Here is a 17,023-nt window from a genome sequence, read left to right on the forward strand (position 1 = left end):
TCGGTGTACTCCTTATAAAGAAAGGGAAGCCATTTCCTCGGGCATTCCCTCCTCGTCGTCACTATTATCGAGCCAGGACATCCATCGTTCCTCGCTCCAAAGTTCTAATTTCTTGCCCTGCCCCACGAGCATCAGCTTTTTCTCCAGCCCCGCATATTCGCGCAGAGTGGGAGGGATCAAAACGCGGCCATTGCCATCAACCTGCAGCTCACAGGCATAACCAATCAGTAATCGCTGGGCCCGGCGCGCCACCTTATTAAAGCTGGGAAGAGCCTCGACTTTAGGCAATATTTGCTGCCACTGCGGCGCCGGATAGACCAGCAGGCAACGCTCCTCTGTATGAGCTGTGATCACCAGGCTACCAGCGCACTCCTCCAGCAAGCGGTCGCGGACCTTCGCCGGTATCGCCAGACGCCCCTTGGCGTCCATATTGATTGCATGGCTGCCTAAATACACTTTGTGAGTTCACTCGCTCTGCTAGGCGATTGTCGCGGAAGGCCCCTTCATCCAGCAGGCCGATAGCGGGAAAAATTTAAACTTACGCCGCACTGTGTAAATGCCCACTTACCGGCGACGAATAAACCACAAAGTTCCACGAATTTCCACTTTTACCCACTCTCGACACTATAAAACTGGTCGACGCAAAGTCAAGGAAATCGACCGCAAAGTCCGCATAAGCCCCAGTAAAATCGGGGTCTACAGCAAAGATGGGAGTAATGACATATAAATCACTGTCACAAAGTAACAAAATGGAGTGAGCGCCCACTTACAAAATAGTCAACCATATTAAACTAGCCGCCACAGCACCAGTAAGCGCGCCACGATCAAAAACAGAGGTACATCCGTTCCATTCTCCGCCAAAGACTATGCCAAGCTAGAGGGAACAAAATAAAAAGCCCGGCGAATGCCGGGCTTTAGAAATGTGTGAGCTGGCCTGTAAGCCGGGTTCTGTCGAGGACAACCATTCATCTGGGATGCCTGTCACCAGACACCTCAAGCGACCTACCCGCCCTCAGTGCGGGTCACACCTATAGAGGGCCTATTTGGTCTTGCTCCGAACGGGGTTTACCGTGCCGCGGACTGTTACCAGCCGCGCGGTGCGCTCTTACCGCACCCTTTCACCCTTACCTGTGCTTCCCCAGACCAAAATCGAGGGAAGCCATCGGCGGTCTACTCTCTGCTGCACTTTCCGTAGGCTCGCGCCCCCCAGGCGTTACCTGGCGTTCCACCCTATGGAGCCCGGACTTTCCTCCATCGCACAAGGCGACAGCGATTGCCCGGCCAGCTCGCGGCGAAGAGTAATGAGGCGACAGCCGGAATGCAACAGGCATTTTCCCTGAACCGCGAAAGACAGCGCCTTATTTTTGCTCCAGGCTCCAGTTATACAGAGCCTTCTTTTTAACACCGGTAATCTCCGCAGCAATAGCGGCGGCCTTTTTCGGTGGTAACTCGGCCAGCAACAGAGTCATCACTCGCTGCGCCTCTCCATCCAGCTCGTTGTCGTGGCGACGCTCAGCACCACGCACCAACAATACAATCTCTCCTCGCTGCTGATTACTGTCGGAACGCACCCAATTTACCAACTCACCCAAAGGCATCAACTGGAATGTCTCGAAGGCCTTGCTCACCTCCCGCGCTATGACCGCTTCGCGCTCAGCGCCAAAAATCTCTGCCATCGCCTGCAAGGTATCTGCGACCCGATGGGGCGCCTCATAGAAAACCAGAGTTCGACTGTCTGATGCCAACTCCTGTAATGCTCGCTCACGGGGGCCGGATTTAGCGGGTAGAAAACCCTCAAAGCTAAATCGGTCACTGGGTAAGCCGGCAGCACTCAGTGCGGCGACAAAGGCACAGGCACCCGGGATTGGCACCACGCGAATACCCTTTTCTCGCGCCTCGCGCACCAGACGATAGCCGGGGTCGGAGATTAGTGGGGTACCGGCATCGGAGATCAGCGCCACCGTTTGCCCTTGCTCCAGGCGCTGTAGTATCTGTCCCGTACGCTTGCCATCGGAATGATCGTGATAGGCCATTAGCGGCGTATCGATATTGAAATGGGAAAAGAGTCTCTGACTGTGACGTGTGTCCTCTGCCGCAACCAGATCGGCGCATTGTAGAACTTCAATCGCTCGCGGTACCATATCGGCCAAATTACCGATGGGCGTAGCAACAATATATAGCAGCGCCTGATCCGGCCCCATAGCTGTTCACTCCAAATATAAATATTGCGGGAGAAGAATATGTTCGCCTCTTCCCGGCGTACCTCTACTGTGATCACCAGCGTGGCAGCCGCCGCCCTGACACTGGCCTTAGCTGCCTGCCAGACTCCAGCCTCACGGCCAGGGGGCTACCAGCCCTCCTATCCGGCAAACCACCAAGTCAGCCGCAGTGATGCCCTGCGGCTGCTTCGCCGCGCAAATACCCTGCCGGCACCCACTAGGGACCAACAGCGTCTGCAAGCGGCAGCTATTCTATACGAGCTGGGCGACAAAGAGACGGCCAAAGACGCAGTAACCCTAATAATTCCCGAGCAGCTCGACGACACTCTGTTTGCCAGCTACGCCCAGGTTTACGGCCATCTACTGGTTGATAATGACGATTTCTTCGAGGCTTTAGACCTAGCAACCTCGACGCGCCTCGACAGCGTCTGGAGGCAACTACCCCGCGATACCGCCCTGCCGTTGCGAAACCTGCGTGCCGACCTATGGGGGCTTTTGGGAGACTTGGATAGCGCTATATCTGAGCGCCGCGAGATTTCCTACCTGGCCCAATCTGATGAAAGCATCACCGAGAACAACAACGGTTTCTGGCAGCTGCTGACCCAGCTGCCCTCCAGCGAACTTCAGCAGCGCGTTAACAGTAGCAGCGATACCCAGATGCGCGGCTGGTATCAGCTCGCCCTGCTGGGGCGCGATACCCAGGCCGATATCAGCTCTCAACTCACCGCACTGAGCCGCTGGCGGGAGCGCTGGCCAGCACACAGTGCCAATTCCCACCCACCCGAGGCACTGCAACTACTGGAACGCCTAGCTGCGCAGCGGGCAGATAATATTGCCTTATTACTGCCTATCAGTGGCTCACTGGGCAGTGCCGGCCGCGCGATTCGCGATGGTTTTATGGCCGCCCACTACACCGCCTTAAAAGCTGGTGCAGCAACGCCTCGGGTATTGGTGTACGACACCGGTACCGAGCAACCTTTCGAGGAGATTTATCAAAATGCTGTAGATGCGGGAGCGCAGTTTATTGTCGGCCCACTCGATAAAAGTAAGGTCGCTAATTTACTGGCCACTGAAAAGTTACCCGTCCCCACACTCGCGCTGAACTATGGCGACAGGGGCCGACTTACTGGCGACCTAGTCCAATTTGGACTGGCAGTTGAGGATGAAGCTCGCCAGATTGCTCGCCACGCCTATCGCCAAGGACATCGCCAAGCGATGGTTTTGAGCACCAATAGCAGCTGGGGACAGCGTGGTGCCGAAACGTTCGTGGAGGAATGGCAGCAACTTGGCGGCTCCGTAAGCATCAATGAAACCTTCACTAATAACAGCAAATTTTCTGACCTGGTCAGCGATGTCCTACTCATTCCCGACAGTAAGGCACGCAAGAAGGCACTCCAGGGACGCCTGTCGGCGCCACTGGAGTTCACCCCACGCCGACGCGGTGATGTCGACATGATCTTTGTTACCGCCCTGCCGCAGCAGGCACGACAGCTCAACCCCATGTTGACCTACTTCTATGCTGGAGACCTGCCGGTTTATGCGACCTCACATGTTTTTGCCGGCCAGGCTAACCCAAATCGCGATCGCGATATCAATGGCGTGCGCTTTACCGCACTGCCCTGGCTGTTTGAAGACAGTGAAACCAAACGGAAAATCGAAGAGCAGGTAGCCCCGCAGGCAGCATTCGCCCGCCTTTACGCTCTGGGCGCAGATGCTTTCCGCCTCTACCCGCGTCTGCCAATGTTGCGCCAATTCCCAGACCAAAAAGTACACGGCCTCACCGGCGCACTGAGCCTAAGCACCGACGGACGCATAGTGCGCGAGCAGATGTGGGCTCAAATTGAAAAAGGTGTGCCGGTACCGATTACAACCATAGAACCCCCGATGCCAGCGCGGCAACCCAGCCTGCAAGCGGATAATAGTGAAACTTTTTAAAGGCTCCGCAGGCAGTATCGGCGCCCACATGGAGGGCGCCGCGGCACGCTATTTACAGCGTGCCGGACTCACCCTGATCGAACGAAATTACCGAAGTCGACACGGAGAGATAGACCTTATCGCCCGTGAAAGCGATACTGTAGTGTTTGTGGAGGTGCGCTTCCGCCGCAACAACCGTTTCGGCGGGGCCGGAGCCAGTGTAGATATTCGCAAGCAACAGAAACTGCTCGCCACTGCTCACGGCTATTTGCAACAACACAAACTGGACTGTCCCTGCCGCTTCGATGTCCTTGCTATAGAGGGCGATGCGCAAAACATTCAGTGGATTAAAAACGCCTTCGAAGCTTGAGGCAAAACCGAGATTTACCTTGCCAAGTATGGCGAACCCCAGTTCGCCAGTATTAAGGACACAATGGAACAGCGAGTCGTAACCCTTTTTCACCACAGCCTGGAAGCCACCATGAACGCCGGTGAGATACTGGCGCCCCTGATTGCGGAAGCCAGTGAGATGGTGGTGCACACACTGCTGGCAGAGAGCAAGGTGCTGCTCTGCGGCAATGGGGTCAGCGGCGCCCTGGCACAGAGTTTTTGCTCTCAACTTACCGGGGGGTTCCAGCGCGAGCGCCCAGGCCTGCCCGCCATGGCCCTTAACAGTGACGGCGTCTCCATGGGCACCGTTGCGCAAAATCACGGCAGCGCCGATACCTTTGCGCACCCAGTGCGCGCACTGGGACAACCCGGCGACCTTTTGGTAATTATCAGCAGTGATGGTCGCGACTCAAATCTCGTTCAAGCCATGCGCGCTGCACGAGATCGCGATATGGGCATACTGGCGCTGACCGGTGGCGACGGTGGCGATTGTGCAGCCCTGCTAGACACACACGATATTGAACTGCGAGTGCCTTCTGATGTCGCAGCAGAGGTACACCAGGTGCACCTTCTGACTATTTTTTGCCTGTGTGATCTAATCGACAGCAGCCTTTTTGGTGGCTACGAGGACTGAACCATGAAAAAAAACCAACTTTCCTTGGGAAAACGCCTTCTCTCTGCCCTTGCCGCAACCGCATTACTCGGTGGCTGTAGCACCGTTATGGAGGCCACCCACGATGGCCCCATTCAACAAGATCCCGGCAAACGCTCACTGGGCACCTATATCGATGACGAGAGAATCGAAACGATAGTGACGGTCAATATCAATAAGGCACACCCGGATCTGAAGACCTCAAATATCGATGTGACCTCCTTTAACGGAGTCGTGCTACTCACTGGACAGGTGCCCGATCAGGAACTGCGCCTACTCGCCGGGCGCACTGCCAGCCAAGTACAAAATGTTCGCCAGGTTTACAATGAAACTCAGGTTCGCGGTAAAGTTACTTTTCTAGCCTCCACCAGCGATACCTGGCTGACCACCAAAGTAAAAACCAACTTACTCGCTCACAAAGAAATTGATGGTGCGCGCATTAAAGTCGTGACGGAAAACGGAGTAGTTTACCTGATGGGACTGCTCACCCCAGCCGAGGCCGAGCGCGCTGCTGACCTCACCCGCTCGATTGGCGGGGTTCAGAAAGTGGTGAAAGCGGTGGAATATATCAACTAACAACACATCCACTGCGCGCTACTGCAGCTAGGCCTTAATAAGAGCCTGGTGATATCGGTCAAAAAGAACAAGCGCAAAAAAACGGAGGCAAAAGCCTCCGTTTTTTATTTCTAACTATCGCGCGGGACCTATACCCGCTCAATCGCTACTGCTGTGGCCTCACCGCCACCGATGCAGAGGCTCGCCACCCCTTTTTTCACATCGCGCTTTTCCATCGCCGCCAGCAGGGTGGTCAGGATGCGGGCACCGCTCGCGCCCAGGGGATGCCCCAATGCACAGGCGCCGCCATTCACATTGACCTTCTCCCAGGGCAAATCTAGCTCGCGCATGGCCGACATGGTCACCACAGCAAAGGCCTCATTGATTTCAAACAGGTCTACATCACTGACGGACCAACCGGAGTTTTCCATCAGCTTGTGCATCGCGCCCACCGGAGCGATGGTGAACCACTCGGGCTCGCGGGCAAACTGAGCCTGAGCCTTGATCACCGCCAACACTTTGAGACCGCGCTTTTCCGCTTCGCTCTTGCGCATCAGCACCAGGGCGGCGGCGCCGTCAGAAATAGAGCTGGAGTTGGCCGCGGTGACAGTACCATCCTTGCGGAAGGCCGGCTTCAGCTGGGGAATCTTATCTGGGCGGGCATTGCCGGGGGCCTCATCAGTATCAACCTTTACATCACCCTTACGAGAAGCGATGGTCACTGGGGCGATCTCACGAGCGAAACTGCCACTCTCGATGGCTGCCTGAGCCCGAGCCAGGGATTCCAGTGCGAAAGCATCCTGCTCCTCACGGGTAAAGCCATATTTTTCGGCCGTGCTCTCGGCAAAGGTGCCCATCAACTTGCCATCTGCCGCGTTTTCCAGGCCGTCAAGAAACATTGAATCCTTGACCTCGCCGTGCCCCAAGCGCATGCCGGAGCGAGCTTTGGCCAGCAGGTATGGGGCATTACTCATGCTCTCCATACCGCCGGCAACGATGACTTTGCCTTCACCCAAGAGTAGCGCGTCGCGGGCCATCATCACGGTCTTCATACCGGAGCCGCAGACCTTATTAACTGTGGTAGTGGGCGTGCCTTCGGGAATACCCGCAGCCAGGGAAGCCTGACGGGCAGGCGCCTGCCCGACACCGGCCGGAAGCACACAGCCCATCAGTACTTCATCGACATCGGCAGGAGACACGCCGGCGTCTTCCAGCGCCGCGCGAATGGCCGCGGCGCCCAGCTGCGGCGCGCTCAACGCCGACAGGCTCCCCTGCATAGCACCCATTGGGGTGCGTGCCATTCCAACGATCACTACTGGATCTGAGGTTACATCGCTCATTCTGTCTGCTCCCAGTTCAGCGCCGCCATCCCTGTCGTGGCGGCAATTGTTTTTAATGTCGCGGCATTATAGCCGAAGCCATACCCCGTTCCGCCAGAACCCCGGGGCAATACGTCTCGATCGCCACCGGGGCATGTTACTATCGACGCCAATCACAAGAAAAAGTGGCGAGGGGATTATGGAGATTTCAAGCATCGTCGTTCTGGTTGTTTTGGCCGCACTGTTGTTCTACGGGATCGGCATCTTCAACCGGCTGGTATCCCTAAAAAATCGCAACGAGAATGCCTTCGCTCAGATTGAGGTGCAGCTTAAGCGCCGCCACGATCTAATCCCCAACCTGGTGGAAACCGCCAGGGGCTACTTGCAGCATGAGAGGGATACCCTTGAAGCGGTGGTCAGTGCACGCAACACCGCCATTAGCGACCTGAAGGCCGCGGCAGCCAGCCCTTCCAACGCCAGCGCGATCGACAACCTCGGCCGTGCTGAAAGTGCCCTAAACAGCGCTCTGGGCCGCTTCAATGCTGTTATGGAGGCCTATCCAGATCTAAAGGCCAACCAGAATATGATGCAGCTCAACGAGGAGCTGAGCAGCACCGAAAATAAGGTTGCCTTTGCCCGCCAAGCCTTTAACGACGCAGTCACCAATTACAACATTTACAAACAGAGCTTTCCCCCCGTTCTACTGGCGGGATTCTTTGGTCACCGCGCCGACGGCCGCTTACTGGAGTTTGCCGACAGCGAAGCCATCCAGGTAGCGCCACGAATTGAGTTTTAAGCGATGAACTTCTTCGAGTACCAGGATAAGGCCAGGCGCAACAGCGGCTTGTTAGTCGGACTCTTTACGTTGGCGTTAATTCTGCTGGTTGGATTGACCACCTTGGTGGCTGCCGCTGTGGTTTCGTATTCCCGCGGCCAGGCTTTTTCCCCACTGGCGATCGAGCAACTGCTCGGCTGGCAGACAGTGGGCTACATAGCACTTACCATTGTGACTATCGTGGCCCTGGGCAGCTTTTACAAACTGCAGCAGCTGGCCGCCGGCGGTAAAGTGGTGGCGGAGTCGCTGGGCGGGCGCAAACTCAATATCGCCCCTCAGGGCCCTGCCGAACAGCGCGCCCTGAATGTGGTGGAGGAGATGGCCATCGCATCCGGCACCCCGGTGCCGGATGTTTACCTGATTGAAGATCAAGCCATCAATGCATTCGCCGCTGGCTACAAGCCCTGCGATGCGGTGATCGGTCTTACACGCGGCTGCATTGAAAATCTCAACCGAGACGAGCTGCAGGGCGTGGTGGCGCATGAGTTCAGCCATATCCTCAATGGCGACACACGTCTGAATATCCGTATCGTCGGCCTACTGAACGGCATATTGATTATCGGCCTGCTGGGTCACTGGCTGGTGCGCTGCATCTACCCCAACAGCAGTAATAACCGCGGCCGTATACCCCTGTTTGCTTTGGGCCTAGCCCTGATGATGTTGGGCTATGCAGGCACATTACTCGGCAACCTAATCAAATCCGCTGTGAGTCGGCAACGGGAATATCTTGCAGACGCCTCTGCGGTCCAGTTCACCCGCAACAACGCAGGTATTGCCAACGCCCTCAAAAAAATTGGCGGCTACAGCACTGGCTCAAACCTCAGCAGTGGCAGAGCGGCTGAGTTCAGTCATATGTTTTTTAGCAGTGGCCTAAAGCGCTCATTTTTCAACCTGTTCGCCAGCCACCCTCCCCTGAGTAAACGCATAGCGCGGCTAGAACCTAGCTGGAATGGCCTCTACCTCAATGAGCGAAGCTCCACTGCACAAACGCAAACTAAAGAAACAAATTCCGAGTCAACTATCCGTTTCGTCGACTCAGCCCCCTTCCAGGTCGCCCTGGAAGCGGTGGACAACAGTATTGCCTGCCCCAGTGCACAACAAGTGCAATACGGCCGTCAGCTACTGGAATCTATCCCCTCCGCTATCCTGCAGGCTGCTCACGACCCCTTCATCGCTCGTGCCCTGATTTATCATCTGCTGCTGCACAGCGGGGAGAGCGAGCGCGAGGCCCAGATGGTGCTATTGAAGAAAATCGCCCATCCCGCGGTAGTAAGAGAAATGCACAGGTTAGCTCCACAACTAAAAGCCCTGCCCGACAATGCGCGCCTGCCGCTTTTAGATCTCTGCGTACCCGCACTCAAAGTACTGGTTCCACAGCAATACCAGGTATTCAAGAGAAACCTGATTAAACTATTGCGCAGCGATGGAAAGATTGAGATCTGGGAGTGGGCCCTGTATCGAGTATTGATGCACGCCATGGAAGAGAGTCCCGATCGGCAGCGTCTTTCCAACAAGAAAGGCGCTGGTACCGATGCATCTCGTTTCCTGATCGCAGCCATTGCCCATGCGGGTAATAGCGAGTACCTACCGGCAAAACGCGCCTACGAGCAGGGGCTAAAGTTTTTACAGCTAGAGGTCACCCCGCTGCCAAGCCGCAAAGATATCGATCTGCAGCATCTGGACAAAGCGATCGCTATAGCCAGTCAAATGAAGCCTTTAGAAAAGCCCTTACTGCTAAAAGCTTTGGTTTACACTCTAAACCACAATGGCATTATCAAGGCGGAAGAGATTGAGTTGCTCAGAGCGGTAGCGGACAGCCTGGATTGCCCTATGCCGCCCCTAGTATTAAAAGAAAACTAGCCTGGCAAATTATTTACTCTTAAGGCGCGTGGTGCTGATAGATTGGGCCTATGCCCACACTCCATAAAATAACGGAGGTGATTAGCACTGTGACCATCAACACCAAGGCCACGGTCAACACTGCGCAAGCATAAAGGAAGGCCCGCTCTTTATTCATATTCATCAAAATGGGGATGCCTGCAAACACCAGATAGATGGAATACATACCCGCAATTCCGACCGCAGCCATGGTCAACCAGGGGTGTGGGAAAAGCACGACAATGCTGGCAAGAAAAATCGGTGTGGTGATAAAAACGGCGAGTGCTGTACCTTCATAGTGCCTAGTGGGCTCATCCCCCTCGACCCCATAGGACCTGGCCATCCAGTTGATAAATTCCCCTAGGAAATAAACACCAACCAAAAGAGCAAAATAGGTAACGATTGATAAAACCGCCGCACTCTCAGGGGTCAGCTTCGCCAAGTGCCCGCCTACTTCAAACCCGACCCTAGTTACACCAAAATAACCGGCAACTGTAGGTATCAAAGCTAGAAATGGCACATGGGTCATGAACACCTGGAAGAAAGAATGCCTGTCCGCCCGTATAGCCTTCCACTCTTTCTCTGGGTTGGTCAAAATACCAATAGTGTGACTGAGTAACCGCACGCTTATTCTCCCTTTAATACCCTGCTTTGCAGTATCGGGGGTCGGCGCGAAAATAACCAATGCAAATAAGAAATTAAGCGCCACTTTCAAATCAGGTTGATTTATATCAAAGGTGGATACTCATGCGATTTCGACCACTGCGCTTAGCTTTATAAAGTGCCTGGTCCGCAGCTTTTAGAATCTCCTCAGCCCTTCTCAATCTCCTGCTTTTCTGGGCAAGGCCGATACTAACGGTTACCTTGACTTGCTGGCCCGTACGGTTCTCAGAACGCCAAAATTTATTCCCAGAGCTACGTTTTCCTGAGCGCAGATGCATAGGGTAAGAGGCAATTTCCTCCCGCATAAATTCCAGCTGTTTCTCTGCCGCTTCCCGGTCACGCCCCGGTATCAGCAACACAAATTCCTCACCACCGTAGCGAAATAATTGCCCCGGTGCATATCTGGCGATTTGGGTAGCCACCATCCGCAACACCTGATCTCCAAGCTGATGCCCAAAGCGGTCGTTCAGCTTTTTAAAATGATCGATATCAATCATCGCAATGCAATAGTGCCACCCCGGTGTAAGCATTTGATAGCGAAACGCCCTCCGAGACTTAACCCCGGTCAATTCATCGCGAAAAGCCAACTCATAACTACTCCCAAGCAACGAAGTTAGAAGAAGTAAGCCCGCTACAGACATCAGAGGAATCAAGGGCATCCCACTCCAGACCCCATAAAGCATAAGCAGGTTGCAACTTAGCAACCCCATGGCCGTTGGTCCTGGGTAAAGGATCAATAGAGCGAATGCCCCCATTGAAGCCGCCATACAGGCCAAAAGTGGTAGCGGGGAGGTGAACGATTCAAAGGCAAACGACCAAGCCGGCAAGTGTGGCAACGAGAACTGCTGCAACAGTGGACCAAAGTTCTGTTGCATCCAAAAGAGCCCCATCCCCTGCCCAAGAAGCGCCAATAGCCAGACACCACCCAAATAGCCCCAGATACTACGATCGCGGCTACAACTAAATAGCATCAGATTGAGAGCTATCAACCCCAGGTAAATGGGTAGGTCCTGCTCCCACCCCAATAACCAGTCCAGGCGAGTCGCCCCATAGAAAGCCATCAGCAGCAATGCGGCCAAACCAACCCGGCTGGAGTGATAAAAAAAACTGAGTAGCAGCGCCCCTACCAACAGGAGAAATGGCAGCTGGGCATTGTGCAGAAAGGCCAAATCAAGCCAGGGTAAGTATTGGACAAGCGGTAAACCCAGAAGCAGCCCAGGTATCCAGCTAAAACGCAGCCACTGCAAATACGACGGCATGGTGATGAATAGGAACTAAAAAATAACAGGCAATTTTACGCAACTAGCAAGCACGTATTCTCAGAAATAACTCACAGAAAAAGAGAGGAGCGAAGATAAGCTAGAGTAAAAACAACAAAGGGGGCAAAACAGCCCCCTTCGAAATCCTGATGCGACTACTTCACCACCCTTAAAGAGGGCTTTTTCACCGACTTTTTGCCTAAACTGGTAGGCGGTGTCGGCTCCGGCGGTTCCGGGGTCTCTTCAGGCTCGAACACCATGCCCTGCCCATTTTCACGGGCATAGATACCGATAACCGCCCCTACCGGGACTTGTATATCGGTAGGCACGCCACCAAAACGCGCATTAAATCTGATCGCATAGTTATCCATGGTCAGGCCAACCACAGCACTTTCCGAGACATTCAGCACAATCTGGCCGTCGTCGTTAACATGCTGTTGAGGCACCAAGACTCCAGACAAATGGGTATCCACCAGAATATAGGGAGTGCACCGGTTATCGGTTATCCACTCATAGAACGCCCGTAAAATGTAAGGGCGATTGGATGTCATAGCCGGCTTACTCACAAAAGTGTCCTCAACGCATTTCCCGTTCGTACTCAGTCAGGCTCTGCTGGAAGGCTTCGCGAGCAAATAGGCGATCCATATAATCCAGCAACGGCTTAACCTGCTTGGTTTTAGGCAAACTGACTTCAAACTGCTCAAGACGCCACAGCAGCGGGGCCATGCAGCAATCGACCAGAGAGAACTCTTCATTAAAGAAATAGGGCAACTCGGTAAACATCGGCGCAATACCAACGAAGCTATCGCGCAGCTCTTTACGCGCAGAAGCTACATCTTTGCCGCCGGCCAAGATTTTATCTACCAGCGGGCACCAGTCACGCTCGATGCGGTGCATAATCTGGCGGCTCTGTGCACGGGCAACCGGATACACAGGCAGCAACGGCGGATGCGGGAAACGCTCGTCCAGATATTCCATCATTACCTTGGTTTCGAACAATACTAAATCGCGATCTACCAGGGTGGGCAAAGAATTATAGGGATTGAGGTCAGCGAGCTCGGCTGGTTTATCATCGGGATCAACATCAATGATGTCGACGGAAACTCCCTTTTCTGCAAGCACAATGCGCACGCGGTGGCTGTAGTGACTGCGACCATCGGAAAAGAAGGTCATCGAGGAGCGCTTGTTGGTAGGCACACCCATGTTCAATCTACCTCAAACTAGTTGGTCGGCGAGCGCCAACCTTTTCAAAATATAAAAGGGTGGCGGAGCAACTCCACCACCCATCAAAGAGAAACCGGCGAAACTTAGTGGTGTATGTCTTTCCAGTACTCGCGGTTCAACAGCCAGGCGAAGATAAAGAATACAAAAATAAACGCCAGCACGTAGAAACCAATGCGCTTGCGATCTTCAGCCATAGGCTCAGCAATGTACTCCATAAAGTTAACCAAGTCATACATAGCTTGGTCGAACTCTTCAGGATTCATGGAGCCCTTCACACTACCGACTTTCAGGCTGCCACAATCGGCATCCATAATGGGGTTGCCCAACTCATCGCGCACAATCTTGCCGTGGTCGCGCTTAGGACCCGGGGCACATTCCGGCAAACCCTGCAGCTCCATCAAAACATGGGGCATAGCGACACTGGGGAATACCAGGTTGTTCACACCGGTAGCCCGGCTGTCATCCTTGTAGAAACTGCGGAGATAAGTGTAGAGCCATTCTGGGGAGCGGGAGCGGGCCACCAGCGTCAGGTCCGGAGGTGTGGCACCGAACCACACCTTGGAGTCATCCGGACGCATGGAGATCTCCATCAGATTACCAATCTTATCGTTGCCCAGAACCAGGTTCTGCATCATCAACTCATTGGGGATATCCAGATCGGTGGCAACGCGCTCCCAGCGGGAATAGTTGGCACTGTGACAACCCATGCAGTAGTTGACGAAGTACTTGGCACCGCGCTGCAGAGACGGCTTGTCCTGTAGGTCGATATTGATGTGGTCCAGCTCAACACTGGACTCGGCACCTACCGCCTTAATCGGGATAAGGGTCAGCAGTCCGACAACCACGATACCAATAAACAGGATACCGAAAGTCTTGGCGCCAGACGGGCTGGTTACACGCTCAGGCTCCGGATATACGTCATCGCGGTTAGTAATCCACGGCAGAGCGGCAAAGAAGCCAGCCAGTAGAAGGGTTACCACAGCCATGAAAGTATTCACAGAGAGATTGGCAACGGCCATCCACAGGAACAGCACACCGAAGCCGATGCTTACAACCCAGGAACCAATGCCTTTTTTGCTCTTCGGATTCGTCCAGACCGGCATGGTCAGGAAGAAGGCGAAGTAGAACAGAGTCGCGACCTGAGACAGGAAGTTGCGATCCGGAGTAGGAGATTTAACCCCCAGGTAACCCAGGATGATGAATACTGCAGCAAATACCAACAGCAACGCCTTAGGCAACCAACCCTTGTAGCGGATGGAGCGCACAGGACTCTTATCCAGCCAGGGCAGTACAAACAACACCGCAATAGCCGCCCCCATCGCTACTAAGCCAAGGAACTTGGCGGTAAGCGGGCCGATATCCATAGTTACCGCACGCAGGATGGCGTAGAACGGTGTGAAGTACCAAACCGGAGCAATATGTGGCGGTGTCTTCAGCGGGTTTGCCTCTTCGAAGTTAGCATACTCCAAGAAGAAACCGCCCATTTCTGGGAAGAAGAACACAACGGTGGCGAAGATAAACAGGAATACTGCAATACCTACCAGGTCGTGAACAGAGTAATAGGGGTGGAAAGGCACGCCGTCTTTGGGGATACCGTTCTCGTCCTTGTTCTTCTTGATCTCGATACCGTCTGGGTTGTTAGAGCCCACTTCGTGCAGCGCCAGAATGTGCAATACCACCAACAATACAAGCACCAACGGCAACGCAATGACGTGCAGAGAGAAGAATCGGGTCAGGGTAATACCTGAAATCAGGTAATCACCACGAATCCACTCCACCAGGCTGTCACCGATACCGGGTATCGCACCAAACAGGGACACGATCACCTGGGCACCCCAGTAGGACATCTGACCCCAGGGCAGTACGTAACCCATAAAGGCTTCGGCCATTAGCACCAGGTAGATACACATACCGAAGATCCACACCAGCTCGCGGGGCGGCTTATAAGAGCCGTACATCAGACCGCGGAACATATGCAAATACACCACCACGAAGAAGGCAGACGCACCTGTCGAGTGGAGATAGCGTATCAACCAGCCCCACTCCACATCGCGCATGATGTATTCAACGGAGGCAAAGGCGCCCTCTGCAGAGGGGTTAAAACTCATTACCAGCCAAATACCGGTCAACAACTGGTTGACCAGTACGAGCAGGGAGAATACGCCGAAGAAGTACCAGAGGTTAAAGTTTTTGGGCGCATAGTACTTGCCCATATGCTTATCCCAGGCCTGGTAGATCGGCAGACGCTGATCAACCCAGTCACCGAAATTTGCTAGCCATTTCATGCAGCGCCCTCCTGGTCTACACCAATCACGATTACAGCATCGCTCTCATAGGAATAAGGCGGAACCTCCAGATTGGTAGGCGCCGGAACACCGGCGTATACACGGCCAGCCATATCGTATTTAGAACCGTGGCAGGGACAGAAGAAACCGCCCATCCATTCGTCACCACCCAGGTCGGCAGCACCGACTTCGGGACGGTACATAGGCGCACAGCCCAGGTGAGTACACAGACCAACCAGAACCAACAACTTCGGCTTGATAGAGCGGTTTTCCGGGTTTACATAAGCCGGCTGGATAGACTCTTCGGAATTGGGGTCTCGCAATAGCGGCTCCACCTTTTCCAGGTCCTGTAAAATCTCGTCAGTACGACGGACCACATATACCGGCTTGCCGCGCCACTCAACGGTGACCATCTGACCCGGCTCAAGTTTGCTAATGTTGTACTTAACCGGAGCGCCCGCAGCTTTCGCCTTGGCACTCGGTTTCCAGGAAGCGACGAAAGGCACGGCCACCCCAACCGCACCCGCACCACCAACTACAGAGGTAGCAGCGGTTAAAAAACGGCGCCGTCCTACATTTACACCGTCATCACTCATGACGTAGTTCTCCCATCACAGCGATCCCGGACAGACCGGAAATGCGCTGGCCCAAACCCAAAAAGTCTTGAAAGAAGTCCCGCTCCGGCAGATTGCCCGCGCGAATAAACCCCACAAATCAAGCGGATACAAATCCGCGCAATGTTAAAGAAAATGCCATTTTGATACAAGGCAAAGACCTGGGGAACGCCTGGAATTGCGCGGTGAAATTGCGAGAAATTGAACAATTCCCAAATGGGTATTCAAAGTCACAACTACCGGATAGAAAAAAGCCCGGCAATTGCCGGGCCCAAAAGAAAGCTTAACGCTTGGAGAATTGCGGCTTCTTACGCGCTTTGCGCAGACCCACTTTCTTACGCTCAACCTCACGGGCGTCGCGGGTAACAAAACCAGCGGCGCGCAGCGGTTGACGCAGCTCCTCATCGTACTGCATCAGGGCGCGGGTCAGGCCGTGACGGATTGCACCCGCCTGGCCAAAGGAACCACCACCTTTTACAGTTGCGATGATGTCGAATTTCTCGACCATGTCTACTTTTTCCAGCGGCTGACGCACGATCATGCGAGCTACCTGGCGGCCAAAGTATTCGTCCAGGTCGCGACCATTTACGCTGATCTTTCCTTCACCGGGCACGATAAATACACGAGCGGTGGAGGTCTTGCGGCGGCCGGTACCGTAGTATTGAGTAGTTGCCATCAGATTTCTTCCCGTTTAGATCGCCAGTTCAATCGGCTGTTGTGCCGCGTGAGGATGTTCACTACCGCCGTATACTTTCAGCTTCTTGAACATGGCGCGACCCAGAGGACCCTTCGGCAGCATGCCTTTAACGGCGCTTTGAATGGTACGCTCGGGCGCTTTCTCGATCAGCTTTTCAAAGCTGATGGACTTGAGACCACCGGGGTAGCCGGAATGGCTGTGGTAGATCTTGTCTTTGGCCTTATTGCCGGTCACGCGAACCTTCTCGGCATTGATCACAATAATGTAATCACCAGTGTCCACGTGGGGCGTGTATTCAGGCTTGTGCTTGCCACGCAGGCGGTGTGCGATCTCGGCAGAAATACGGCCGAGGGTCTTGTCCGCAGCGTCAACAATGTACCAGTCGCGTTTTACCGCTTCTGGCTTGGCACTGTATGTCTTCATGTTATAAACACCTGTAATATGACCCCCTGGTTTTAGGGGCCGTCCCACAAAAGAGCGCGGATAGTACAAAAGGAGTGCTCGCTTTTCAAGCGATTT

17 protein-coding genes and 1 other RNA gene are annotated in these 17,023 nt (G+C 54.2%); 6 read left to right on the forward strand and 12 right to left on the reverse strand.

Going from position 1 to position 17,023, the window contains the following annotated elements; translation table 11 throughout:
- Positions 1-12 precede the first annotated feature (12 nt).
- The 3 genes from mraZ to rsmI all read right to left on the reverse strand — a co-directional run bounded on the left by mraZ (position 13) and on the right by rsmI (position 2,201).
- Positions 13-456 (reverse strand): division/cell wall cluster transcriptional repressor MraZ, encoded by a 444-nt coding sequence (mraZ, locus tag ACJJIJ_RS12850; RefSeq protein ID WP_252082971.1) that lies wholly within the window; start codon positions 454-456, stop codon positions 13-15.
- A 465-nt stretch (positions 457-921) separates the two neighbouring features.
- Positions 922-1,289: RNase P RNA component class A (gene rnpB / locus ACJJIJ_RS12855), an RNA gene on the reverse strand.
- A 69-nt stretch (positions 1,290-1,358) separates the two neighbouring features.
- Positions 1,359-2,201 carry a 16S rRNA (cytidine(1402)-2'-O)-methyltransferase gene (gene rsmI / locus ACJJIJ_RS12860; protein ID WP_444900066.1) on the reverse strand — a complete coding sequence of 281 codons (843 nt, stop codon included), beginning with the start codon at positions 2,199-2,201 and terminating at the stop codon, positions 1,359-1,361.
- A gap of 39 nt (positions 2,202-2,240) precedes the next feature.
- Between rsmI and ACJJIJ_RS12865 the strand changes: the two genes are divergently transcribed.
- The 4 genes from ACJJIJ_RS12865 (at position 2,241) to ACJJIJ_RS12880 (ending at position 5,751) form a co-directional block, all read left to right on the forward strand.
- On the forward strand, positions 2,241-4,154 hold the full coding sequence (locus tag ACJJIJ_RS12865) for a penicillin-binding protein activator (RefSeq protein WP_444937561.1): 1,914 nt from the start codon (positions 2,241-2,243) through the stop codon (positions 4,152-4,154).
- Positions 4,141-4,503 carry a YraN family protein gene (locus tag ACJJIJ_RS12870; RefSeq protein ID WP_252082974.1) on the forward strand — a complete coding sequence of 121 codons (363 nt, stop codon included), beginning with the start codon at positions 4,141-4,143 and terminating at the stop codon, positions 4,501-4,503. The genes ACJJIJ_RS12865 and ACJJIJ_RS12870 overlap by 14 nt, the downstream gene beginning before the upstream one ends.
- A 63-nt stretch (positions 4,504-4,566) precedes the next feature.
- A complete protein-coding gene (locus ACJJIJ_RS12875; RefSeq protein WP_226645585.1) occupies positions 4,567-5,157 on the forward strand; it encodes an SIS domain-containing protein in 591 nt (196 codons plus the stop codon).
- A 3-nt stretch (positions 5,158-5,160) separates the two neighbouring features.
- On the forward strand, positions 5,161-5,751 hold the full coding sequence (locus ACJJIJ_RS12880; RefSeq protein WP_252082975.1) for a BON domain-containing protein: 591 nt from the start codon (positions 5,161-5,163) through the stop codon (positions 5,749-5,751).
- A 128-nt stretch (positions 5,752-5,879) separates the two neighbouring features.
- Here ACJJIJ_RS12880 and ACJJIJ_RS12885 read toward each other — a convergent pair whose 3' ends face one another.
- Positions 5,880-7,070, reverse strand: coding sequence for a thiolase family protein (locus ACJJIJ_RS12885; RefSeq protein ID WP_444937562.1), 1,191 nt, complete (start codon positions 7,068-7,070; stop codon positions 5,880-5,882).
- A 178-nt stretch (positions 7,071-7,248) separates the two neighbouring features.
- Between ACJJIJ_RS12885 and ACJJIJ_RS12890 the strand changes: the two genes are divergently transcribed.
- On the forward strand, positions 7,249-7,845 hold the full coding sequence (locus tag ACJJIJ_RS12890; protein WP_444884045.1) for a LemA family protein: 597 nt from the start codon (positions 7,249-7,251) through the stop codon (positions 7,843-7,845).
- 3 nt (positions 7,846-7,848) lie between these two features.
- A complete protein-coding gene (locus ACJJIJ_RS12895; protein WP_444937563.1) occupies positions 7,849-9,744 on the forward strand; it encodes a M48 family metallopeptidase in 1,896 nt (631 codons plus the stop codon).
- 19 nt (positions 9,745-9,763) lie between these two features.
- Here ACJJIJ_RS12895 and ACJJIJ_RS12900 read toward each other — a convergent pair whose 3' ends face one another.
- From ACJJIJ_RS12900 to rplM, 8 genes are all read right to left on the reverse strand, one after another.
- A complete protein-coding gene (locus ACJJIJ_RS12900) occupies positions 9,764-10,387 on the reverse strand; it encodes a Yip1 family protein (RefSeq protein WP_444889628.1) in 624 nt (207 codons plus the stop codon).
- Positions 10,388-10,493: 106 nt separating this feature from the next.
- Positions 10,494-11,672: a GGDEF domain-containing protein gene (locus ACJJIJ_RS12905; RefSeq protein ID WP_444937564.1), complete on the reverse strand. Its 1,179-nt coding sequence runs from the start codon at positions 11,670-11,672 to the stop codon at positions 10,494-10,496.
- 167 nt (positions 11,673-11,839) lie between these two features.
- On the reverse strand, positions 11,840-12,235 hold the full coding sequence (locus tag ACJJIJ_RS12910; protein WP_252086012.1) for a ClpXP protease specificity-enhancing factor: 396 nt from the start codon (positions 12,233-12,235) through the stop codon (positions 11,840-11,842).
- Between the two features lie 25 nt (positions 12,236-12,260).
- On the reverse strand, positions 12,261-12,887 hold the full coding sequence (locus ACJJIJ_RS12915; protein ID WP_252082981.1) for a glutathione S-transferase N-terminal domain-containing protein: 627 nt from the start codon (positions 12,885-12,887) through the stop codon (positions 12,261-12,263).
- A 104-nt stretch (positions 12,888-12,991) separates the two neighbouring features.
- Complete coding sequence (locus ACJJIJ_RS12920; RefSeq protein ID WP_444937565.1) at positions 12,992-15,193, reverse strand: ubiquinol-cytochrome c reductase; 2,202 nt, start codon at positions 15,191-15,193, stop codon at positions 12,992-12,994.
- Positions 15,190-15,789, reverse strand: coding sequence for a ubiquinol-cytochrome c reductase iron-sulfur subunit (gene petA, locus ACJJIJ_RS12925; protein WP_444884041.1), 600 nt, complete (start codon positions 15,787-15,789; stop codon positions 15,190-15,192). The genes ACJJIJ_RS12920 and petA overlap by 4 nt, the downstream gene beginning before the upstream one ends.
- A 301-nt stretch (positions 15,790-16,090) precedes the next feature.
- The gene (gene rpsI / locus ACJJIJ_RS12930) at positions 16,091-16,483 is read right to left on the reverse strand and encodes a 30S ribosomal protein S9 (RefSeq protein WP_252082984.1); all 393 of its coding nucleotides are present in this window, start codon (positions 16,481-16,483) and stop codon (positions 16,091-16,093) included.
- 15 nt (positions 16,484-16,498) lie between these two features.
- Complete coding sequence (gene rplM, locus ACJJIJ_RS12935) at positions 16,499-16,927, reverse strand: 50S ribosomal protein L13 (protein WP_152454552.1); 429 nt, start codon at positions 16,925-16,927, stop codon at positions 16,499-16,501.
- Positions 16,928-17,023: the final 96 nt, after the last annotated feature.

This window comes from Microbulbifer mixtoriginis (SeqCode) (genome assembly GCF_052467945.1).